Raw genomic sequence first — 18,404 nt, forward strand, 5'->3', positions numbered from 1 at the left:
GGATAATCGATTTTAATTGGTTATCCTATTTTTTGTGAAATATAAAGCTAGATATATGATGCTAAATGGAATTGAAAATATAAAACAAAATAAGTGGTATAGAGCTACTCCACCATGTTTAGCTGGTGTATTTATAAATAATCCAGTATTCCAGAATTTTTTTGTTGTATATTTTAATGCGAATTTTTCGATAAGCATTTTGGAAAAAGGAAAAAAAATTGCACTAGGTATGCTTAAAGTTAGCATTAATAAGCCTTCAATAGTGTGATCGTTATAATTAAGATAAACCATCACCAACATCATAAAATAGCCCCAGAACATATTATTAATATAATATTTTTTAGTCACATCCAAATCCTACTAAATAATCAGCTTTTTACATGAATGCCATTTTAATGGTAATAGTTCTTATTTTCAATAAATTAAACAGCAATGATTTGCCATTCTTTGCTTCTATCGTTGTGGTATTTATCAGTCATATTTTGTGTTTTATGTGCAGCAATATCCATTGCTGCCAGATTAACGATAAGCATGACAGTTATCATCATTATTAATTAACAACCACATGGTATAAAGACGGTGTGATACGGAATTGTTGGTACTATGATAATCATATCATCGGGCATGGTATGGGAGGCATGGGAACGAACGCTTATAACTTATTCACTATTCCATTATGTCAGCAACATCATGATGAGTTACTTGTTTATTATCCCATCAAGTAATGATGTATTTATGGCTCTTGCCGAAAATTTATTTTCTTTACTATCGACGGCTTTGTAACAATCAGTATCTTTTGTGAGATTTAGTGGTTTCTGGCTTTTGCTTATTACGATGATATCGAAAGATTTTTGGTATTTTGGAACACCGTAGATAACAACAGTGCTTTCAGTTGATGATTTTACTTCTATAATCAGATTTTCTGCAATATTAGAAAATATAGCAGAAAATGAACTGAGCGTACTTATTATCAGGACTAACGGTTGAAGCTTATTTGTATTATGTCCTGCATATTTTAGATATATTGAAAGGATAATTAATCGGATGATATTTTGATATAAGAATTGCTCTTACTTTATCATTATAAGTTTTTTTTGCACTGTATCGTTGTCACTTTTTATTAGATGCATTTTGTGTTATAAACTGAAAAACATAAAACTTTGCTTAATTTAGTTAAAATTTATATGAAACTACAACTGTTAACGTTATTAGCCATTTTTTTTATATCCGGTTGTTCAACTTCCCAGTCTGATGTTGACAGATATAATCGAAATTCTCAAAAAGTTGATCCGTACTCTGATAGTGTTTTTAACACAATAAAAGATAATCAGCGTGTTTACCAAGATCAATTAGAAAGAAAAAGTATGGGACGTAATTTTTAAAAGTAGAATATAGACTAAAAACCCCGCTATATGCGGGGTTTTTCTTGTTATTTTAATCATTTGATTGATAATGATAAATTAACTTTTTATTTATTTTATTTTTCTTGGTTTTATCTAACTTTGTAATATATATTTTTATGAGATTTATCTTTTATCTTTTATCTTTTATCTTTTATCTTTTATCTTTAATTTTCAATTATTGTTTTAATAAGATCGCTTAGGCGGTTTTTTTGTTTATAGGCTGATATGACGGTTAGTAATTTAAAAGCAATCAATGATCGGTATATAACCGAAGAACGGAGAAAAGCGGTTATTAGAGATATTGATGTTCCCATAAAAGGGCATAAACCTAAAAACTTTGATGAAACAAAATTCTTAACAAGATGGCACTAGAAACAGTAATGTGTATTCAGCTACTCTGGCACCATCTATTTGTTAGAATGTACGAATTTTATTTATAAACAAAGAAAATTTTTATCATATTCGTGCTATTAATCCTATAATGCTCGTTTTATTTAATAAAATTAGAGAGATAGAGTGCAAGTGAAGTAATGTATCGGTAAAAGTTTAAAAATATAAAAAATACCATATGAGCGTGGCATTTTTTATATTTTTGCTTGATATATTCAATCCTATTAATTTATTAAGTTGTCGTAGTATCCTTTTCTAGAGTACGTAGTATATCAATAGAATGTAAGGTTAATTAATTGTTGTTATTTTGTTTCTTTTTTATGTTTTTTTGTTTAGTTCTTGTGACGATAGTTGGTTTATTATTGTTGCATTGCCCTTAATCGTTTTTTTATAGAATATTTATTTGTTTTGTACTCATAAAATAAAGTATAACAAAATAGAAACAAAAATAGGAATATAACAATGACAGCAAATAAAACTCACAAATTTAAATTTGGCCTTGGTTGGCAAATTCTAACTGCGCTCATTTTAGGGATTATTGTTGGTGCAATTTTGCACGATAATGAAAACAAAGAATGGTTAATTATGAATGTTTTATCTCCTGCGGGTAAAATATTTATTCAGTTAATCAAAATGATAGTTGTACCAATTGTTATTTCAACATTGGTAGTCGGAATAGCGGGGGTAGGGAATACTAAACAACTAGGTAAGCTAGGGTTTAAAACTATCCTCTATTTTGAAATTATCACGACAATAGCGATTATCGTTGGAATAAGCCTAGCGAATATATTCCAACCTGGCGTAGGAATTGATATGTCAACACTTAGCCAAGTTGATATATCTCAGTATGAAAAAACTACCCAACAAGTGGAAAGTCAGTCACATGGTATAATGGCGACGATATTATCGCTTGTTCCATCTAATATCTTTGCTGCTATGTCAAGCGGTGAAATGTTGCCAGTAATTTTCTTTGCCGTTATTTTTGGTATGGGATTATCTTCCTTACCAGTGGAAAAAAGAGAACCGTTATTAATTGTGTTACAAACATTTTCAGAAACGATGTTCCGAGTAACACATATGATTATGATGTATGCACCTATCGGTGTATTCGGGCTTATTTCTGTCACTGTTGCAAATTTTGGGTTCACCTCTTTGATCCCACTTATTAAATTGGTGTTACTGGTTCATGGTGCCATCTTGTTTTTTGCAATTGTTGTACTAGGATTGGTTGCAAAATATTGTGGTATTAACATTTTTACGTTAATCAAAATCTTAAAAGATGAATTAATACTGGCTTATTCGACAGCAAGTTCTGAAACAGTCTTACCAAGAATTATGGATAAGATGGAGAAATATGGTGCTTCCAAATCAGTAACGAGCTTTGTTATTCCAATTGGCTATTCATTTAATCTCGATGGCTCTACACTCTATCAAAGTATTGCTGCCATCTTTATTGCTCAGTTGTATGGTATTGATCTCAGTATCTGGCAAGAAATTACCCTTGTAGTGACGTTAATGATCACATCTAAAGGGATTGCAGGAGTGCCGGGTGTCTCGTTTGTTGTGTTATTGGCGACATTAGGAAGTGTAGGTATTCCGCTAGAAGGGTTGGCTTTTATTGCTGGAATAGACCGAATATTAGATATGGCAAGAACAGCATTAAATGTAATTGGTAATGCACTCGCTGCTTTAGTCATTGCTAAATGGGAGCATCAATTTGATAAGAATAAATCTAAAGATTATGAAGCAACTTTTAAAAGTTAGATTTTAGTTGCTTTCCCCTAAAAGCCCTTAAGAGGCTTTTAGGGGAATATCATGTTCTAATAATTCTATTCTCCCTTTTTTACGCTGAGTTATTCTCATTTTAATATTTCTTATAGTGGGTTATTCATATGTAGAAGGAAGAAGATCATGCTATGATATAAAAGTAAATGATGAAAGTGAAGGTGAGGTAAAGGTTTGTGCCAAAATTGTTCATGATAATATTTATGAAACTGGAAATTCAGAAGTCTTGAAGAAAACAAATGCTATAGGTTTTGAACTGATATCAGCAAAAACAGAATAATATGAAATTGAAATAAAAAAACCTCATTAAATCATGAGGTTTATTATGTATTAACCTTATAAAAGGAAAATAAATCAATTAAAAGCTAATTCTAAATCCTGCTGTTGCATATATTGGAGTTTCTACTTTATTACCATTTTGATAATTTATTTCAGTATAGAAAAGAGCATCATTACCTATATTAGTTGTTAAACCAACGCCGTATTTACCAGTATTCCCCGAATAATGACTATCAAAGGATACGTTATTAATTTCTATTTCATTACTTTTAATGAATTCACGAGATATTGCCGCTTTTATGTAAGGCTTAACATTGTGGTTCGAAATTAATAAATTACTTTCTAATATGGTTCCTAATTCACCTTTTAAGCTATCAGCATTGTGGATATTTGCTTTCATGCCATTATCTAACACATAATGCGACTTACCAATATGAGAATAAAGGATTTGGTTGTATGGTGTAAGTGTCAATGCATTTGAAAACGCAATAGGATAGCCTATTTCTGTTGATGTTGTAATCGCATTTTGATTGTAATTTCCTTTGACTCTTCTACCTTCATTCATATTAGTATTGATTTCGTTATGAAGATGATTCATCTTAAATAAAGAGTCTACATAAAAACCAGAATGATTAAGCCAAGTTAAATAAATACCACCGCTATAGCTATTAATATCACCATTATTAATATTGTCAGATTTTATTTTACTCTTAGTGTAAGAAGTTATTAAACCAAATAGCAATTGATCATTATTTATAGCTATTTTCTTATCTATACCAATTTGCATTCCATTTAAATTTGAATGAAATTGACTATAACCTTTATCGTTTAAATGAGAGTTATCATTTAAATAGCGAACCCACACTCCCAGATTATTATTTTCACGTAAGAAACCCATTCTTTGGCGTAAAGTACTCGTTTCAATGCTTAATATGTTCTGCGGTGCTGAGGCCATATTAATAACGGCTTGAGCACTATTGCTTAATATAGGCTGGCTAACATCGGGCTGTTTAGAGATATCAGGCTGTTTAGAAGTATCAGGCTGTTTAGAAGTATCAGGCTGTTTAGAGGAATCAGGCTGTTTAGATGTATCCTGCTCGCCAGCTTTTCCGCCTACAAGATACCACTCTGTATGACCATCATTAGTTTTGCTATTTAGTTTATATTTCCAAACACCAACTTCAACATTACCGTCTTTATTTAATAAGTTAAAATCAGCGTCACCACTATTTACATAAACTAATTGAGTATTTTTAGGATCAGAAATTTCTTCTCCGCTATCATTTATTTTTAATCCAAAATGCCCAGTTGCATGATCTGAAATATAAATATTATCGCTTAAACCATTGGCTAAGCTGCTACTTAAAATAAAAGTACCTTCGCCGGTGAGCGTTTTTAATTCAAGTCGATTAAATTGCATGCCAGAAATATAATGATCCATTTCCAATTGGCTACCAGATTGCATCTCTAAATTGTTAATATGAGTGATTAATTCTGGGCCTGGTTTTTCGGGTTTAGGGGCATCACCATCATCACCATAATCTTCGTTCCATGAGGGTAAAATATATGTTTTACCTGCTAGTGTTAAGTTTTCTATAAATATTTTAGCTGAAGGAGCAGGATCATTTTTAGATACATCAGTAGATTTATCATTAATGTTATCAATATATAATTCAGCATTTTTATCTATAAATAGCTTACCTATAGATGATGAACCTGCGCTCATATCAATATTACTGGTGCCTGTTACTATAGTATCTTTAATAGTGGGAGTCGCTGTTTCTTTTGTACCAGATGCATACATACTAATATTAGCATCATCTTTAACGATAGTACCTATCGCTAGGCTATCACCATACATTCTTAATATTGCTTCGTTTTCCAGAGTAATATTTTGTATTTCGTGGCTTTTATCTATATAAAGGTTTGTTGTATCACTATAAGTTGAATTAGAGATAATTTCCTTATTAGAGAGGAGAACGCCCCGTATACTACTTTCTTTGGCATAAACTGAACTGGCTAAGAAAGATAATATACTTATAGTAATAATATTCTTACTAAAATGTTTATTCAGTAGCATAAAAACCGACCTTTTTATTTTTTTATTGTGTAAAAATAGTTAATTTATGCTTAATGATTATATTGTTTATTTTTTTTATCAATTTAAATAGCCTTAAAAAAAATTATTTAGAATATAATCTTTCTTAAGGTTAATTCTATTAAAGAAAAATATAATTATTTATTATATAGAATAATATATCTTAGGTGAGTAATTTAGCTTATGGCATCTTTTTAAACAAAACACCATAAGATAAAATAGAAATATTATAATAGCCGAGCTGTTATATTTTGGGCGCTCTGTATACTAAAATAGCAAAAAACATAGCCCATAAGAAACTGATAACTTTAAACCATTTAGGATATTTTTTTTGTAGAGAAAACCAGCAAAAAATAAAGGGAGCAAAAAAAGTAGCAATTGCTAGAATAGCAAATTTTGTTTTATAAAATCTTTTGGCTTTAAATTCTTTTTTAACTCTTTTTTCAATTTCTTTACCATTTCTTTCTACTTCAGCTCTTTCACTATTCCATGATGGATATTTATTATCTAACCAACGAGTTATCTCAAATAATGAGGTGGTAATTCTATTCTTTGCGTGTTGACTTGTATCGCCAGAATATCTTATTTCTTGAATAATTTGAAAGAATGATACAGTAAGTCGAAGAAACTCATTGTCTAATTTTTCATAATGCAGAGGCTTATTAGAGTTAGGGCTTTTGCTTTTTTTCTCTGATCTTTCAAAACAACCGATCATTGTAGAGACTTCATCAACGGCTTTATCTGCAAATTTATTAAATTCTATTTTTTGAATTTCTTGCGGTGACGGCCTATCATCAGAAAGACTAATTCTGTATGTAGTTCCCAAACCAGGAAAAATTGAGTTTCTTTTTCTTACATTGGCTTTTACGGTTCTTTTGGGGTTTAGAAACATGAATGATACCTATCTATTTTCTAATTTATCATAAATATGTTAATGTTTTTTCTAAAAATAAACAACGAACTATATCGCAAATATTCTATCGATAATGTACTGCTAATCATCTTTAAATGATTATTTTGTAAAAGCGTGTAAGTCAGACCGTTCTGTTACTGTTTTGTGCCAATATTTTCTCTTTTACCAATGGGGAATTATTATGTCTACAATGAAAACAGAAGTGATTGTTATTCGTTTAACAAAAAAAGAGCGTGCATTATTGGATTCAATAAAAACAGCACCATTACTTGCAGATTGGATGAAAGAATTAGCGCTTTCTAAATTACAAGAGCAAGATATTTCATCTAATAAATAATTACTAATGCCGACAAAAAAGGAATTGAGTCGGTATTCTTATTTATTGCTTATACAATAAAATTGAGTCGTCACAGTAATAATAAATTATAGTTTATGCCCATTAAACTTTAAGATAATAGGTATGGATATAAGTAAAACTAAAAAATAGCAGGGAAGGGAATGTTAATGGCATTTTGGGGTGGGTGTATGGTTTTGTAGGGTTACTTGTTTCTCAATTATTATTTCAATGATATCAACAACCATTGGCAATAAAAAAGCCCAATGTGGCGGCATTGGGCTTAGTGACTCGAATAGATGGGTATAAAAAACTATTAGAGATCAGTATAAATGTAGTGAATTTTCATTTTATAAATTAACAATAAATGCTTTTTTCTTAGTAAAAAGTGCTGTTATGCTTTATGTCGTCTAGTTTTAAAGCAAATTGACGTTTTTTCATTCCATTGACCATGCGGAGTTTCGTAGATTTACTTGTTTTTATACTTTTTGCTATGTGAATAGAGGGAGCGATGCGCTCTTTTATCAATATTTGGTAGATAACGATAAGTTAATTATAATCGAAAACTCATAAACTCTTTTTTTGAGTTTTTTTTGTAAAATTAAAGATATAACATGAATAAAAACAATAAATTATTGTTTTCTGAACAACAGAAAATAATGTGTGAAAAGTATGGGGTGATACCTCAAAAGCCAGAAGAAATGGTAGCGATTGCTTTAGATAACCTAAAGGGTAATCCTATTTATGGCACACGCATAAAGCGCTTAGAAGGCGGTACGATAAGCTGGTTTTTCTATTGTGAGGAATATTGCGCAACAGATGACTTTTATCAACCATTGCATACAGAACATTTGAAAGAACTATTACCTGAAGTAATAAATTATCTTTATCTACCAGAAGGATATAATTTTATTATTGACAGAGACGGATATGAAGATGTTTGGTTTGAAGAAATAAATGAATAAGTAGTTATTATTATTTTATAATTTTTAGATTAAGTAGATTTACATTTTATATTCTCTTACACATTGAATTTTATAATAATCTTGAGAATATAAAAATATTAAGTTATTTTAAAAATTAAAAATATTAATTGATGTTGGTCTTATTTTTAACATAAAAATAATGACAGGTTAATCAGTTTGGGTAAATATTATAAGAGTATTTAATTCACTGTTAATAAGGAAGGTAGCTATTTATGTTTCCAGAATATCGTGATTTAATTTCAAAACTTCGTCAGACTGATCCCCATTTTCGCGCTCTTTTTGAACAACATAATGAACTTGACCATAAAATTGTTAGATTAGAACATAAAGATAGAAGAGGGTATGGTGAAGAAGTTGTTGAGCTAAAAAAACAAAAATTAAAACTGAAAGAGGAAATTCATCAGATCCTCAAAAATCCACCAGAAGAAGAGTGAGTAATAGAAAATAATTACTCTATAAATACATAAAGATGCAGAAACCATCCAACTAAAAAGGGATGGTTTTTTATTTTTAGAAAGATAATTTATTTTTGATGAAAAAATTATATAAACCACATAGTTATATTTATAAAGAAAAGGCTACTGTTGTAGCCTTTTAACTGTTTAGGTTCTAAAAATAGTAACTTAGTTATGTACTATGTTAAAACTCATCTTTCCAAAGTACATCAAAATGGTTTGAATTTATTTTATAAACAGCCCTAACGTTATCATTAATATACTGTTTATAAATCTCATCGTCAGAAAAATAAATGGATATGGCTAACTCACATTCTGATGATATTTTTCGTGGAGCATCAATAATTTTTGCGGAAAAATTATCTTGTTGGAGTTGCTGCTGAAGTTTTTTTACAGCGTATTGCGCATGAAAAAGAAATAAATAGTTATGCGCCATTTTTACTGATCCCATTATCTTTTGCTTTATTTGCAACATAGGTGTAAATAGCAGCAACAATGACAGTAAACACTAAACCAATAATAATAACTAGTTTCCCATTATCTGTAACTCCAGCAGGGCTTGAAGCATAAGAGAAGTTATGAGCAAATGCAGCTCCCACTAACATACCCATAACGCTTACAGCCGCATCTGAATTACCTTGGCCAGCATTAGCTAGTTGTCGTAATGGGCAACCTGTAATGAGTACACCGCATAAGCCTACAAGTGCCATAGAGAGAAAATTCCATAGTCCATCGCTGTGAGCTATTGGTTGATTTTCAAAACCAAAATTAAACTTGCCTAAATAGAGATTACCTAAAAAAACAACGAGTGTTAATGCGATTACACCAAACGCCATATTATAATTACGCGATAAAAATACATGTTTGGCCATTCCAATAAAGCAGAATCTTGTGCGTTGAATAATAAAACCAATAATAAGCCCTGCGATGATAGACATCCACACTGGCGCATGACTTGCTCCAGGACCTTTTACACTGGCATTGAATATATCACTATTCCATAAGAATAAAGCAAATAGGAATATACATATAGTAGGTAAAATAAAACCTTCTATAGGTGATTGGTTATAATTTCTTGGAAGAGAAAATCCTTTTTTGACAAATAAACTACCTATACCAATTCCTATTATTAATCCAACTAATCCTATAACAGCATTTAAATCACCCGCTCCGATACGAAGTACCATTCTTAATGGACAACCTAAAAAAACTAAGCAGCCAGCCATCATTAGAAAACCTAGCGTAAAACGAATAATAGGAGCAGAGCCTGCTTTCGATTGAAATTCTTTGAAGATAAGTGCGGCAATAAAAGAACCAAGAATAAAGCCGAATATTTCAGGGCGAAGATATTGCACCGTTTCAGTGTGATGTAAGCCCATACTTCCGGCGCTATCACGAATAAAGCAGGCTACACAAACCCCCATATTAGGTGGATTCCCGTTAATACCAAGGAGTAACGCAAGAGTACCAATAATAAATCCAGATAGGATTAAAACCCATTTTATAGACATTAAATGCCTCCGTTGATGGGGGGCCGCCCCCTGACTAATAGAACCTATTAAGCACGGAGCAACTATATATAAGAATTACGTGTGATTCTTTTATATAGATCACGTCAAAATTAATAAATTAGATAAGATATTTTTTAGGATTTAAGAATGTTAATTTAATTAGCAATAAGTTAATTATTGTTTAAATAACTTATTACTAATAATGCAGGGTATAAAATGAAATTTAGAAAGATATTAATTTAATTATTTATTTCTTTTTTCCACTTTGTATATGCATCTGTAATTACAGGCGCAATTTTGTCGTAATTGTCCCATATGTTTTCAACATAATATGAAGAAGATAAACCTTGGGTTAAAACACGCTCGAAATCTTCAAAATAGTTATTATTTTCTGATTCATAATAATATTGTGTAAATGCGTATCCCTCATCATTCAAGTCATCACTAATAAATTTCTCGTCACAAACTTGAATAAGAAATGAAAGGCCATCCATTTCTCTGTTACGTACCATTTCTAACTCTTCAATTGCATCTTCTTGCAACTCTTCACTTTCTAAGTTATTTTCAATAATCCAAGTTAAATAAAACCCTATATGTATACCTCCATTTTCAGGTGGAAGGTCGTCAGGGAACTCACCATAAGCGTGCCAGTCTATTCTATCAATCGCCATTTTTTTACCTGTGTTAGTTAGTGGGGATTATTTTATTGTATCAAGTATTATCGATATACAAATAGCAGTATTACTATAAAAAAATTATTTTTGGATAATAACATATTAAGTTAAAAAGAATATATCAATGTGTTAGCTGATACGAAAAATAATAAACTAAATTCAATTATCATATTTTGATTCTACTTATTATAATAATCACAATTAGATTAGCGTTTATTTTTTTAATTAAGATAATACTTATCCCTATTTTATTCTTCTTTGAGATAATGCTGACTTAAGACGAATAATGGAAGTTACTTTCTAGCTGTTAACAATACTTAAAGGATATTTATGAAAAAGCTTATTTTAGCATTGGGTTTATTATCAATTTCTTCTATCGCTGTTTCTGCTGATTTATCTAAAGCATGCGAAGACTATTTTAAAGAAACTGACTCTTATGTTGAGTTAATGGAAAAAAATGATGCAACCAAAGCTCAAGCAGAAGCGATGAAAGCACAATATACTCAAGCTAAAGAACAATTTGCAGCATTACCTAAAGATGTTCAGGAAAGTACTTGTAAACAAGCTTTAGATTCTTTAGAGCAAATGAAAAAAATGTCAGCAGGTCAATAAGTTTTATTCTTTTACGATAAGCCTTATAATAATTAAAGTTATAAGGCTTTTTCTTTATTAAAGGATAAAAGTACTTTTTATATCGCATTGTTTTCTTATTTATTCTAATTTAAAATTAATAACTAATTAATTTAATTTCATCTCTATTTCTATTCTCTTAGTTTATTTTCAATTTTATTTATTTAATGCTAGTATTAAATGCCTTCTCTAAGAATGAGTATTAAAAATGAACATAGTAGTTTATATCGCAACAAGTTTAGATGGTTATATTGCTGATAAACAAGGTAATATTGATTGGCTTACCAGTATTGAAAACCCTGAAAATTTAGACTTTGGTTTTGCCGACTTTCTTAGTGAAATAGATGTGATTGTTATGGGAAGAACAACTTTTGAAACAATAATGGGTTTCGATATTGAATGGCCCTATGTACAGCCTGTTTTTGTATTAAGTAATACTATTAAAGAATTACCAGAGTCATTACCTAGTAATGTAAAAATTTTATCAGGAAATGTGAGTGAAATAATAAAAAGACTCAAAGATGATGGTTATAATAGAGTGTATATTGATGGTGGAAAAACTGTGCAAGGCTTTATTAATGAAGGTTTTGTTGATGAACTCATAATAACTAGAATACCTATTTTATTAGGTGAGGGCATACCGTTATTTATTCCAAATGATAAAAAAATAGAGTTTACTCATCATAAAACAGAAATATATTTAGACTCTTTTGTTAAATCACACTATAAAAAATAAAATTTTACTTATTGTATTTTGAGGATGCCTTATTGGGGTCCTTTTTATTTCTATATGACAATACTTTAATATAGTCAGTTACTATATATTCCTGTTAAATATATTTTTATTTACACTGGTTATTTTGGTTAGGTTGTTTATTTGTTCTGTGTTTTTATCAAGCTATAGTTTAAATCATTTTCTATCATCATTTTATGAGCAGATTTTTTTATTTTTATATAAATGACGAAATTTATTTTGTCGGTGAATCGATTTTATGGAATAATTATTTACTCCTATTTCTTATTGATATTCAATTTATGCATTACTTTTTATTTTTATTACTTTCTGTATTTATAATCTCTGGATGTACCACTAATAAAGTCACTCAGACTAAATTAATTGAAACACACACCGATAATCCCATTCCTGATAGTAACGCAGTTAATAATAACTTGGTTTTTATGTTAGGAAAACAATCTCGATTTGAAATGGAAGTTCAAGAAGAGAAACAAAGGCTTGGACAAGTTTTTAAAGTTGGTTTAAATGAGAAAAAACCATCAATAAACGATCAGTATTTAAATAACAATTCAACATTAAAGCCAATTCAAAAAATAAGCTTTACTATGCCAGTTCCTGAGCCTATTTGGAATGAGGAAAAACAAACTGTTGAATTCAAATGGAAACAAAAGCCACATTATACTTTTGATGCCTATTAATACTTTAATATCAATTTAAAATTTAATTTTATATGGGAAAATTATGCGCATAGCTATCACCTTATTATTATCTTTTCTATTACTGGGTTGTACTACTGATAACGTTACTTTTAGTACGGGTAATTCAGGAAACCATAGAATAGGCAGCACAGTGTGTTCTACATTAGTTTGTGGCAAGAATACTCGAACACCAGGAGAGCAAAAAGCAATTAATGAAGCAGTTCATGAACAACAGCGGGCTATTATGCGAGGAGAAAAACCTGATTTGCGGATCATGGCTTCTTATTAAAAATTAACACTATTATCTATGCCAGTAATTACTACTGGCTGATAATAGTTTTTTAGATTTTATTAATAATAAAATTAACTCTATCTGTTATTCCTATTTTGGGTAGTTCTGTTAAGTTATAATTATATTTTTTATAAACCGCTATCATAGCTAAATAAGTTTCTTCAGCTTCTTTTTCTGTTTGTTTTCTTTCTTGATCTTGAATATAAATCTCGGCCCATGGTGGTGCTATAAACACATTTGCAGAATAACGAAATAAGGTAATTGCCTTATCAAGGTGTTTGGGAATAGCTAAACCACATAGTAGTAAATATCCTGCAATATCAGGGAGCCCCCTATCATAGAAATAAGGCATTTTATTGTTGCTTGCTTCATGCCATGACCGTAACTCCCAAATTAGCATTGCTTGTGCGAAAGCGTTAGGATCTACCCACGGTAATGCATTCCCTTCAATAATATTTTGGTCTTGAATAATAGCTCTTCCTGCTTCTAAAGAGCAGGGATAACCCCTATTTTTAAGTTCATTTATTAGTGTTGTTTTACCAGAGCCGGGACCTCCAGTTAATATAATACGATGTGATCTTTCAGGCATGATGACTCCTATAAGTTTATATAATTAATAAAGGAAAAGAGACTGGGGATGATATGTAGGGGGCGTTAATACTAGAGTTGTTAGAGATTGAATATAGTTAAGAAATCGAACTAAAAAAAGTATACTAGAATTAAATGCTAATATAAATCTTAAGTAGCTTTATTACCCAGAAGTTCAAAAAAAATAGCGTAATAATTTACGCTATTTTTAGAAGAAAAGCTGAATGGGTAAATATCAAGGAATACAAGGCTCTGGTGCATAGCTACTATTTGGGAAAGGGTTAGGCAAATAAGTACATTTTTTCATTGTTTTTTGTATGCCTTCTTCTGATTCAAAAAGTGCAACACCAATTACACCCGTATTTCTTTTATCACCTTGAGCGCTATAATTTACATATCCTTCCTCTGGTGCGCCAAAACGAAACGCTGCAACTTGTTGCTGATTTTTTCTAAAGCCTTCTACAAATAAAGTATCTCCAGGTCTTAATAAATAACCTCTATTTTGATAAGAACCTGCTGTTCCACTAATGACATCTAAGCCATCCACAGTAATAACGGCTTCATATATTATTTTATGACTAGTGTTATGTAAGAAAATAATATAGCGATCATTCTGTTTTCCATACAGTAAATATTGATTATTTTGTGTGTGGTATAATGGCATTATATTTCTATTTTCAGTTAAGATTGATAGTTGCACTGGGCTTTCACTAATGCGCGCAACTTTTGAATAAGAATTGGAAGGCACTCCACTTTGATAAAATATAGATGTTGTTTGTGAAGGTGTTTGTGATAATCGATACGCTTCAACACTTTCAGTGACAGAAGATAAACTTTCTCCCCATTTTGTCGAAAGGGCTTTATTTTCAGTTTGCTCATTAGTCACACTTAAACTAGTGGGATAATTTCTCTCAATTGTTGTACAACCAGAGATTAGTATTAAAAAACCACTTAATAGTGAAAGTGATCCAATTTTTTTGAATAGATTCATATTCTTGCTTTCCTTAGTATTTATACGAAGCTCATTTCTAAACTTTATTAATACTAAATTAGCGTTTGCTTTCTGATTTGTCTTTCAGCTAATTCTTAGGATAGTCGTATTCAAAGGTAAATAGCCGTAATTTAGGATAGTTTGAAGCCAAATATTATAAGTTTATGGGTGGAGGTAATGAAGTATGTGAAAAGTAAAAATATCACCTTCTTATTGTGAGTTTAATTTACTCTTATTTCTCCTTATTTTCTTATTTAGGCATTTTATGCCTATAGCACTATCGAATAGCAATTGAAAGAAGAAACGTTTGATTCTATTATAGAACGTATATGTTTTATTATGATATGTATATAAGGATTGGCGTGGGTATTGTAAAAATTTCTGATGAATTACATGAGTATTTGCGAAAAGCAAGTAATGTGATGTCACGCTCTGTTAATGCTCAGGCAGAGTTTTGGATAAAAATCGGCATTCAAGCAGAATTAAACCCAGATAAAACGTTTCCAATGATTATTAATGAAATGCTGGAAAAAGAAGCCATTAAGCAAGAAGTAGAATAAGAGGAAAGAATAGTGGATAAAATAACGATTAAAACGGCCGATGAAATTGAATTAATGCGTGAGTCAGGGCGTTTATTGGCGAAAGTTTTTACAATGCTTGATGATTTTATTGTACCAGGTGTTTCTACGCTAGAAATTAACGATAAAGTTGATGATTTTATTGTCAATGAACTTCAATCAAGACCAGCAAGCAAAGGCCAATATGGTTATGAGTATGTGCTAAATACATCTATCAATGAAGTTGTTTGTCATGGCGTACCAAAAGCAGATGAGCGCCTTAAAAGCAAAGATATTATTAATGTTGACATTACACTAGAAAAAAATGGGTTTATTGCTGACTCTAGTAAAATGTATATTATGCCAGAAGCATCTCCTATTGCGCGTAAATTAGCAAAAACAACTTATCAAGCAATGTGGGAAGGTATTAAAGAAGTTAAACCGGGTGCGACATTAGGCGATATTGGTCATGCTATTCAAAGCTTTGCACAAAGTCATGGATATAGTGTTGTGAGAGAATACTGTGGGCATGGAATAGGAAGAGAAATGCATGAAGCGCCACAGGTACTACATTATGGTATTAAAGGACAGGGTGTTGAATTAAAAGAAGGCATGACTTTTACGATCGAGCCAATGATAAATCAAGGCGGCGCTAAAATAAAAACCAAAAAAGATGGTTGGACGGTTGTGACAAGAGATAAAAAGTTATCCGCTCAATCAGAACATACTATTTTAGTAACTGCAACAGGATATGAAGTACTCACTTTACGTCCAGAAGAAGTATTACCATAATTGCTACTCTTTTATATTTATAGCCATTTTAAGAGAAAATATTTTTTATAATTTAAAAAATATTTAATTTTTAAATAAAGTGGCTATTTTTCTCTCCTTTATTTTTCATTTCTATCAATAAATTAAGTTTAAAATTTAATATCTTTATAAATCTGAGTTGTAAATTACACGTTGTACACTATATTGATATCAACATTCATTAAGTATTAATAAATTATCATTAAATGATTGTAGGATGCGATCATTACGCTATGGAAAAATAAGGATATTAATATGAAAAATATTTCAAAAATTTTAGAAGAATGGGGATCATGGGTCGCCAATGATCAAGATGCTATCAACCTGTTTAATAAAAATAAAAAAGAATTTATTCCAGAACGGATAAAGTTAAGAAAAAAATGTACTCATCATGATGCTAATATTATCAATGACTTAATGAAAAGATTGATGGTGCATAATAAAGAGGATTATCAGTTACTTATTAATTATTATGTTTTTGGTAAAACATTTATTCAGCTTGCAAAATATGATCAATGTTCGGATACATATATTGGAAAAAAACTGAAAAAAGCAGAAGGTATGATTGAAGGTATGCTGATTTTCTCAGGCTCTAATTAAGACTATAAATTTAAATTAGTTTAAATTGATTAAAATAATTCTTTACGATCGTAAAATAGAGATTAAGCTAATAACACTTAGAACAATTAAGGTGTAAAGATACAACCTTTACTATGATCTTTGCACATCAAAGATGGTATTTTAAATTTTGTATTCTAAATATTGTTTTAAGTATTGCTAATATGATGTTTAGCAAATTAAATAAATTTAAACCCAAGGAGTGGAAAATATGTCAACAATATACCCAATTGTTTTAGTTCACGGTTTATCTGGTTTTGATGATATCGTCGGTTATCCTTATTTTTATGGTATCGCGGATGCCTTAGAAAAGGATGGTCATAAAGTTTTCACCGCATCTCTTTCTGCATTTAACTCTAACGAAGTTCGTGGTGAACAACTTTGGGAATTTGTGCAAAAAGTTCTCAAAGAAACGAAAGCAAAAAAAGTAAATTTAATCGGTCATAGCCAAGGTCCATTAGCTTGCCGTTATGTTGCAGCAAAACATGCGAAGAAAATTGCTTCTGTTACCTCTGTTAATGGTGTAAACCATGGTTCAGAGATTGCTGATTTAGTACGACGTATTGTGCGCAAGGATAGTGTGCCAGAATATATTGCTGATGCCGTAATGAAAGCTATTGGTACTATTATTTCTACATTTTCAGGCAATCGCGGCAATTCACAAGATGCTGTCGCAGCATTAGAAGCGTTAACAACTGAAAATGTAACTGAATTTAATAAAAAGTACCCACAAGGGCTACCTGCTGTTCGTGGTGGAGAAGGTAAAGAAATCGTAAATGGTGTTCACTACTATTCATTTGGTAGCTATATCCAAGGTTTGATTGCGGGTGAAAAAGGCAATTTACTCGATCCTACTCATGCTTCAATGCGTGTATTAAGTGCATTCTTTGCTGAACGTGAAAATGATGGCTTGGTAGGTCGCACAAGTATGCGGTTAGGTAAACTAATTAAAGATAATTATGCGCAAGATCATCTGGATATGGTCAATCAGGTTGCAGGGTTAGTAGGGCGAGGTGAAGATATCGTTGCTATTTATACAAACCATGCGAATTTCTTAGCAAGTAAAAAGCTTTAATTATCTTGCACACTTGTTGTGAAATAATCTAGTACAAATGGCTCTAATCAATTTAGAGCCATTTTTGTTTTTAATTATTGTTGGTTAATATCTTTATTAACGCTGACAGAAATAGCATAGCCTAATAAATAAAGTGCTTGCTCTAGACTATCTACTTTTGAGGTTTGATTAATTTCAAGTAAACGCTCTATTTGCGCACTCGTTAAATTCATCTTTCTTGCAAGATCAAATTTTTTTGTCTTTGTTTCTAGCATCGCATTGTGTAATGCAATCTTTAAACAGCTAATAAGAGGTAAGTAGACAATAAAATCGCCAGCTTGGGCTTTGGATGGCGCTGGAATAGGCAATTTGCTCGCAATAAATTCCTCAAGACCTACATGTAAAATATCAGAGGCTTCTAGTTCAATATCATCTTCTGTATAAGCAACAGCGTGTATATTATCAAAATCACGGTAGGTGATTTCGTAAGTTTCACTTTCTTCATCAAAATGAGCGACTGCTGGATAGTTGAACATAAATAGCCTTTTATAAAGTTGAAAACTAGGTTTAACATGAAATTGCACAATATAATGTGTTTTCAA

General features: G+C 30.8%; 23 protein-coding genes and 1 pseudogene. 13 read left to right on the top strand and 11 right to left on the bottom strand.

The features are described from left to right. Positions 1 to 12: 12 nt before the first annotated feature. Positions 13 to 348, bottom strand: a complete 336-nt coding sequence (locus BTA34_RS06120; protein WP_231619311.1) for a colicin E1 immunity protein — start codon at positions 346 to 348, stop codon at positions 13 to 15. Between the two features lie 74 nt (positions 349 to 422). Then, positions 423 to 548 (bottom strand): hypothetical protein, encoded by a 126-nt coding sequence (locus BTA34_RS18320; protein WP_265576279.1) that lies wholly within the window; start codon positions 546 to 548, stop codon positions 423 to 425. A 33-nt stretch (positions 549 to 581) separates the two neighbouring features. Between BTA34_RS18320 and BTA34_RS18325 the strand changes: the two genes are divergently transcribed. Beyond that, the gene (locus BTA34_RS18325) at positions 582 to 725 is read left to right on the top strand and encodes a hypothetical protein (RefSeq protein ID WP_265576352.1); all 144 of its coding nucleotides are present in this window, start codon (positions 582 to 584) and stop codon (positions 723 to 725) included. Between the two features lie 962 nt (positions 726 to 1,687). Here the strand turns inward: BTA34_RS18325 and BTA34_RS18330 are convergent. Further along, positions 1,688 to 1,814 (bottom strand): annotated as a pseudogene (locus tag BTA34_RS18330) (electron transport complex subunit RsxA); the annotation flags it as partial. Positions 1,815 to 2,255: 441 nt separating this feature from the next. Here BTA34_RS18330 and gltP point away from each other — a divergent pair. Then, on the top strand, positions 2,256 to 3,557 hold the full coding sequence (gene gltP / locus BTA34_RS06140; RefSeq protein ID WP_151434895.1) for a glutamate/aspartate:proton symporter GltP: 1,302 nt from the start codon (positions 2,256 to 2,258) through the stop codon (positions 3,555 to 3,557). A 379-nt stretch (positions 3,558 to 3,936) separates the two neighbouring features. On the opposite strand, the gene BTA34_RS06145 is transcribed toward gltP, so the two are convergent. Together BTA34_RS06145 and BTA34_RS06150 are read right to left on the bottom strand one after the other, a co-directional pair. Next, on the bottom strand, positions 3,937 to 5,937 hold the full coding sequence (locus BTA34_RS06145; RefSeq protein ID WP_151434896.1) for an autotransporter outer membrane beta-barrel domain-containing protein: 2,001 nt from the start codon (positions 5,935 to 5,937) through the stop codon (positions 3,937 to 3,939). A 262-nt stretch (positions 5,938 to 6,199) separates the two neighbouring features. Continuing rightward, positions 6,200 to 6,847, bottom strand: coding sequence for a hypothetical protein (locus BTA34_RS06150; RefSeq protein ID WP_151434897.1), 648 nt, complete (start codon positions 6,845 to 6,847; stop codon positions 6,200 to 6,202). Positions 6,848 to 7,049: 202 nt separating this feature from the next. On the opposite strand from BTA34_RS06150, the gene BTA34_RS18335 reads away from it, so the two are divergent. The 3 genes from BTA34_RS18335 to BTA34_RS06160 all read left to right on the top strand — a co-directional run bounded on the left by BTA34_RS18335 (position 7,050) and on the right by BTA34_RS06160 (position 8,622). Next, on the top strand, positions 7,050 to 7,205 hold the full coding sequence (locus BTA34_RS18335) for a hypothetical protein (RefSeq protein WP_194952313.1): 156 nt from the start codon (positions 7,050 to 7,052) through the stop codon (positions 7,203 to 7,205). A gap of 611 nt (positions 7,206 to 7,816) precedes the next feature. Then, the gene (locus tag BTA34_RS06155) at positions 7,817 to 8,167 is read left to right on the top strand and encodes a hypothetical protein (RefSeq protein ID WP_151434898.1); all 351 of its coding nucleotides are present in this window, start codon (positions 7,817 to 7,819) and stop codon (positions 8,165 to 8,167) included. Positions 8,168 to 8,400: 233 nt separating this feature from the next. Continuing rightward, positions 8,401 to 8,622, top strand: a complete 222-nt coding sequence (locus BTA34_RS06160) for a DUF465 domain-containing protein (protein WP_075672624.1) — start codon at positions 8,401 to 8,403, stop codon at positions 8,620 to 8,622. Between the two features lie 205 nt (positions 8,623 to 8,827). Here BTA34_RS06160 and BTA34_RS06165 read toward each other — a convergent pair whose 3' ends face one another. From BTA34_RS06165 to BTA34_RS06175, 3 genes are all read right to left on the bottom strand, one after another. Beyond that, positions 8,828 to 9,079 carry a putative Se/S carrier-like protein gene (locus BTA34_RS06165; RefSeq protein WP_196736834.1) on the bottom strand — a complete coding sequence of 84 codons (252 nt, stop codon included), beginning with the start codon at positions 9,077 to 9,079 and terminating at the stop codon, positions 8,828 to 8,830. Next, complete coding sequence (gene yedE / locus BTA34_RS06170; RefSeq protein ID WP_151434900.1) at positions 9,069 to 10,154, bottom strand: YedE family putative selenium transporter; 1,086 nt, start codon at positions 10,152 to 10,154, stop codon at positions 9,069 to 9,071. The genes BTA34_RS06165 and yedE overlap by 11 nt, the downstream gene beginning before the upstream one ends. A gap of 239 nt (positions 10,155 to 10,393) precedes the next feature. Continuing rightward, a complete protein-coding gene (locus tag BTA34_RS06175) occupies positions 10,394 to 10,825 on the bottom strand; it encodes a hypothetical protein (RefSeq protein ID WP_151434901.1) in 432 nt (143 codons plus the stop codon). Positions 10,826 to 11,158: 333 nt separating this feature from the next. Here BTA34_RS06175 and BTA34_RS06180 point away from each other — a divergent pair, with 333 nt between their 5' ends. The 4 genes from BTA34_RS06180 to BTA34_RS06195 all read left to right on the top strand — a co-directional run bounded on the left by BTA34_RS06180 (position 11,159) and on the right by BTA34_RS06195 (position 13,181). Then, the gene (locus BTA34_RS06180) at positions 11,159 to 11,440 is read left to right on the top strand and encodes a DUF5339 domain-containing protein (RefSeq protein ID WP_151434902.1); all 282 of its coding nucleotides are present in this window, start codon (positions 11,159 to 11,161) and stop codon (positions 11,438 to 11,440) included. A 226-nt stretch (positions 11,441 to 11,666) separates the two neighbouring features. Continuing rightward, positions 11,667 to 12,194, top strand: a complete 528-nt coding sequence (locus BTA34_RS06185; RefSeq protein WP_151434903.1) for a dihydrofolate reductase family protein — start codon at positions 11,667 to 11,669, stop codon at positions 12,192 to 12,194. Positions 12,195 to 12,388: 194 nt separating this feature from the next. Then, on the top strand, positions 12,389 to 12,892 hold the full coding sequence (locus tag BTA34_RS06190) for a hypothetical protein (RefSeq protein ID WP_151434904.1): 504 nt from the start codon (positions 12,389 to 12,391) through the stop codon (positions 12,890 to 12,892). Positions 12,893 to 12,935: 43 nt separating this feature from the next. Further along, complete coding sequence (locus BTA34_RS06195) at positions 12,936 to 13,181, top strand: hypothetical protein (protein WP_151434905.1); 246 nt, start codon at positions 12,936 to 12,938, stop codon at positions 13,179 to 13,181. A 52-nt stretch (positions 13,182 to 13,233) separates the two neighbouring features. On the opposite strand, the gene BTA34_RS06200 is transcribed toward BTA34_RS06195, so the two are convergent. Both BTA34_RS06200 and BTA34_RS06205 read right to left on the bottom strand, forming a co-directional pair. Beyond that, positions 13,234 to 13,773 (bottom strand): AAA family ATPase, encoded by a 540-nt coding sequence (locus BTA34_RS06200; protein WP_151434906.1) that lies wholly within the window; start codon positions 13,771 to 13,773, stop codon positions 13,234 to 13,236. Between the two features lie 234 nt (positions 13,774 to 14,007). Continuing rightward, positions 14,008 to 14,763: a hypothetical protein gene (locus BTA34_RS06205; RefSeq protein ID WP_151434907.1), complete on the bottom strand. Its 756-nt coding sequence runs from the start codon at positions 14,761 to 14,763 to the stop codon at positions 14,008 to 14,010. A 362-nt stretch (positions 14,764 to 15,125) separates the two neighbouring features. Between BTA34_RS06205 and BTA34_RS06210 the strand changes: the two genes are divergently transcribed. The 4 genes from BTA34_RS06210 (at position 15,126) to BTA34_RS06225 (ending at position 17,823) form a co-directional block, all read left to right on the top strand. Then, on the top strand, positions 15,126 to 15,323 hold the full coding sequence (locus tag BTA34_RS06210; protein ID WP_036913277.1) for a ParD-like family protein: 198 nt from the start codon (positions 15,126 to 15,128) through the stop codon (positions 15,321 to 15,323). 12 nt (positions 15,324 to 15,335) lie between these two features. Continuing rightward, positions 15,336 to 16,112: a type I methionyl aminopeptidase gene (gene map, locus BTA34_RS06215; RefSeq protein ID WP_151434908.1), complete on the top strand. Its 777-nt coding sequence runs from the start codon at positions 15,336 to 15,338 to the stop codon at positions 16,110 to 16,112. A 273-nt stretch (positions 16,113 to 16,385) separates the two neighbouring features. Next, positions 16,386 to 16,730, top strand: coding sequence for an antiterminator Q family protein (locus tag BTA34_RS06220; RefSeq protein WP_151434909.1), 345 nt, complete (start codon positions 16,386 to 16,388; stop codon positions 16,728 to 16,730). 229 nt (positions 16,731 to 16,959) lie between these two features. After that, positions 16,960 to 17,823 (top strand): lipase family alpha/beta hydrolase, encoded by an 864-nt coding sequence (locus BTA34_RS06225; protein WP_151434910.1) that lies wholly within the window; start codon positions 16,960 to 16,962, stop codon positions 17,821 to 17,823. Between the two features lie 74 nt (positions 17,824 to 17,897). On the opposite strand, the gene BTA34_RS06230 is transcribed toward BTA34_RS06225, so the two are convergent. Further along, positions 17,898 to 18,338 (bottom strand): hypothetical protein, encoded by a 441-nt coding sequence (locus BTA34_RS06230; RefSeq protein WP_151434911.1) that lies wholly within the window; start codon positions 18,336 to 18,338, stop codon positions 17,898 to 17,900. Positions 18,339 to 18,404: the final 66 nt, after the last annotated feature.

It is taken from the genome of Proteus sp. CD3, assembly GCF_008808075.1.
GTDB classification, from domain to species: domain Bacteria; phylum Pseudomonadota; class Gammaproteobacteria; order Enterobacterales; family Enterobacteriaceae; genus Proteus; species Proteus appendicitidis.

Excerpts from the sequence above, each read along its gene's own strand:
- BTA34_RS18320 (WP_265576279.1), bottom strand. The coding sequence starts at position 548 with ATGATGATAACTGTCATGCTTATCGTTAATCTGGCAGCAATGGATATT.
- gltP (WP_151434895.1), top strand. The coding sequence starts at position 2,256 with ATGACAGCAAATAAAACTCACAAATTTAAATTTGGCCTTGGTTGGCAA.
- BTA34_RS06145 (WP_151434896.1), bottom strand. The coding sequence starts at position 5,937 with ATGCTACTGAATAAACATTTTAGTAAGAATATTATTACTATAAGTATA.
- BTA34_RS06150 (WP_151434897.1), bottom strand. The coding sequence starts at position 6,847 with ATGTTTCTAAACCCCAAAAGAACCGTAAAAGCCAATGTAAGAAAAAGA.
- BTA34_RS18335 (WP_194952313.1), top strand. The coding sequence starts at position 7,050 with ATGTCTACAATGAAAACAGAAGTGATTGTTATTCGTTTAACAAAAAAA.
- BTA34_RS06155 (WP_151434898.1), top strand. The coding sequence starts at position 7,817 with ATGAATAAAAACAATAAATTATTGTTTTCTGAACAACAGAAAATAATG.
- BTA34_RS06160 (WP_075672624.1), top strand. The coding sequence starts at position 8,401 with ATGTTTCCAGAATATCGTGATTTAATTTCAAAACTTCGTCAGACTGAT.
- BTA34_RS06165 (WP_196736834.1), bottom strand. The coding sequence starts at position 9,079 with ATGGCGCATAACTATTTATTTCTTTTTCATGCGCAATACGCTGTAAAA.
- yedE (WP_151434900.1), bottom strand. The coding sequence starts at position 10,154 with ATGTCTATAAAATGGGTTTTAATCCTATCTGGATTTATTATTGGTACT.
- BTA34_RS06175 (WP_151434901.1), bottom strand. The coding sequence starts at position 10,825 with ATGGCGATTGATAGAATAGACTGGCACGCTTATGGTGAGTTCCCTGAC.
- BTA34_RS06180 (WP_151434902.1), top strand. The coding sequence starts at position 11,159 with ATGAAAAAGCTTATTTTAGCATTGGGTTTATTATCAATTTCTTCTATC.
- BTA34_RS06185 (WP_151434903.1), top strand. The coding sequence starts at position 11,667 with ATGAACATAGTAGTTTATATCGCAACAAGTTTAGATGGTTATATTGCT.
- BTA34_RS06190 (WP_151434904.1), top strand. The coding sequence starts at position 12,389 with ATGAGCAGATTTTTTTATTTTTATATAAATGACGAAATTTATTTTGTC.
- BTA34_RS06195 (WP_151434905.1), top strand. The coding sequence starts at position 12,936 with ATGCGCATAGCTATCACCTTATTATTATCTTTTCTATTACTGGGTTGT.
- BTA34_RS06200 (WP_151434906.1), bottom strand. The coding sequence starts at position 13,773 with ATGCCTGAAAGATCACATCGTATTATATTAACTGGAGGTCCCGGCTCT.
- BTA34_RS06205 (WP_151434907.1), bottom strand. The coding sequence starts at position 14,763 with ATGAATCTATTCAAAAAAATTGGATCACTTTCACTATTAAGTGGTTTT.
- BTA34_RS06220 (WP_151434909.1), top strand. The coding sequence starts at position 16,386 with ATGAAAAATATTTCAAAAATTTTAGAAGAATGGGGATCATGGGTCGCC.
- BTA34_RS06225 (WP_151434910.1), top strand. The coding sequence starts at position 16,960 with ATGTCAACAATATACCCAATTGTTTTAGTTCACGGTTTATCTGGTTTT.
- BTA34_RS06230 (WP_151434911.1), bottom strand. The coding sequence starts at position 18,338 with ATGTTCAACTATCCAGCAGTCGCTCATTTTGATGAAGAAAGTGAAACT.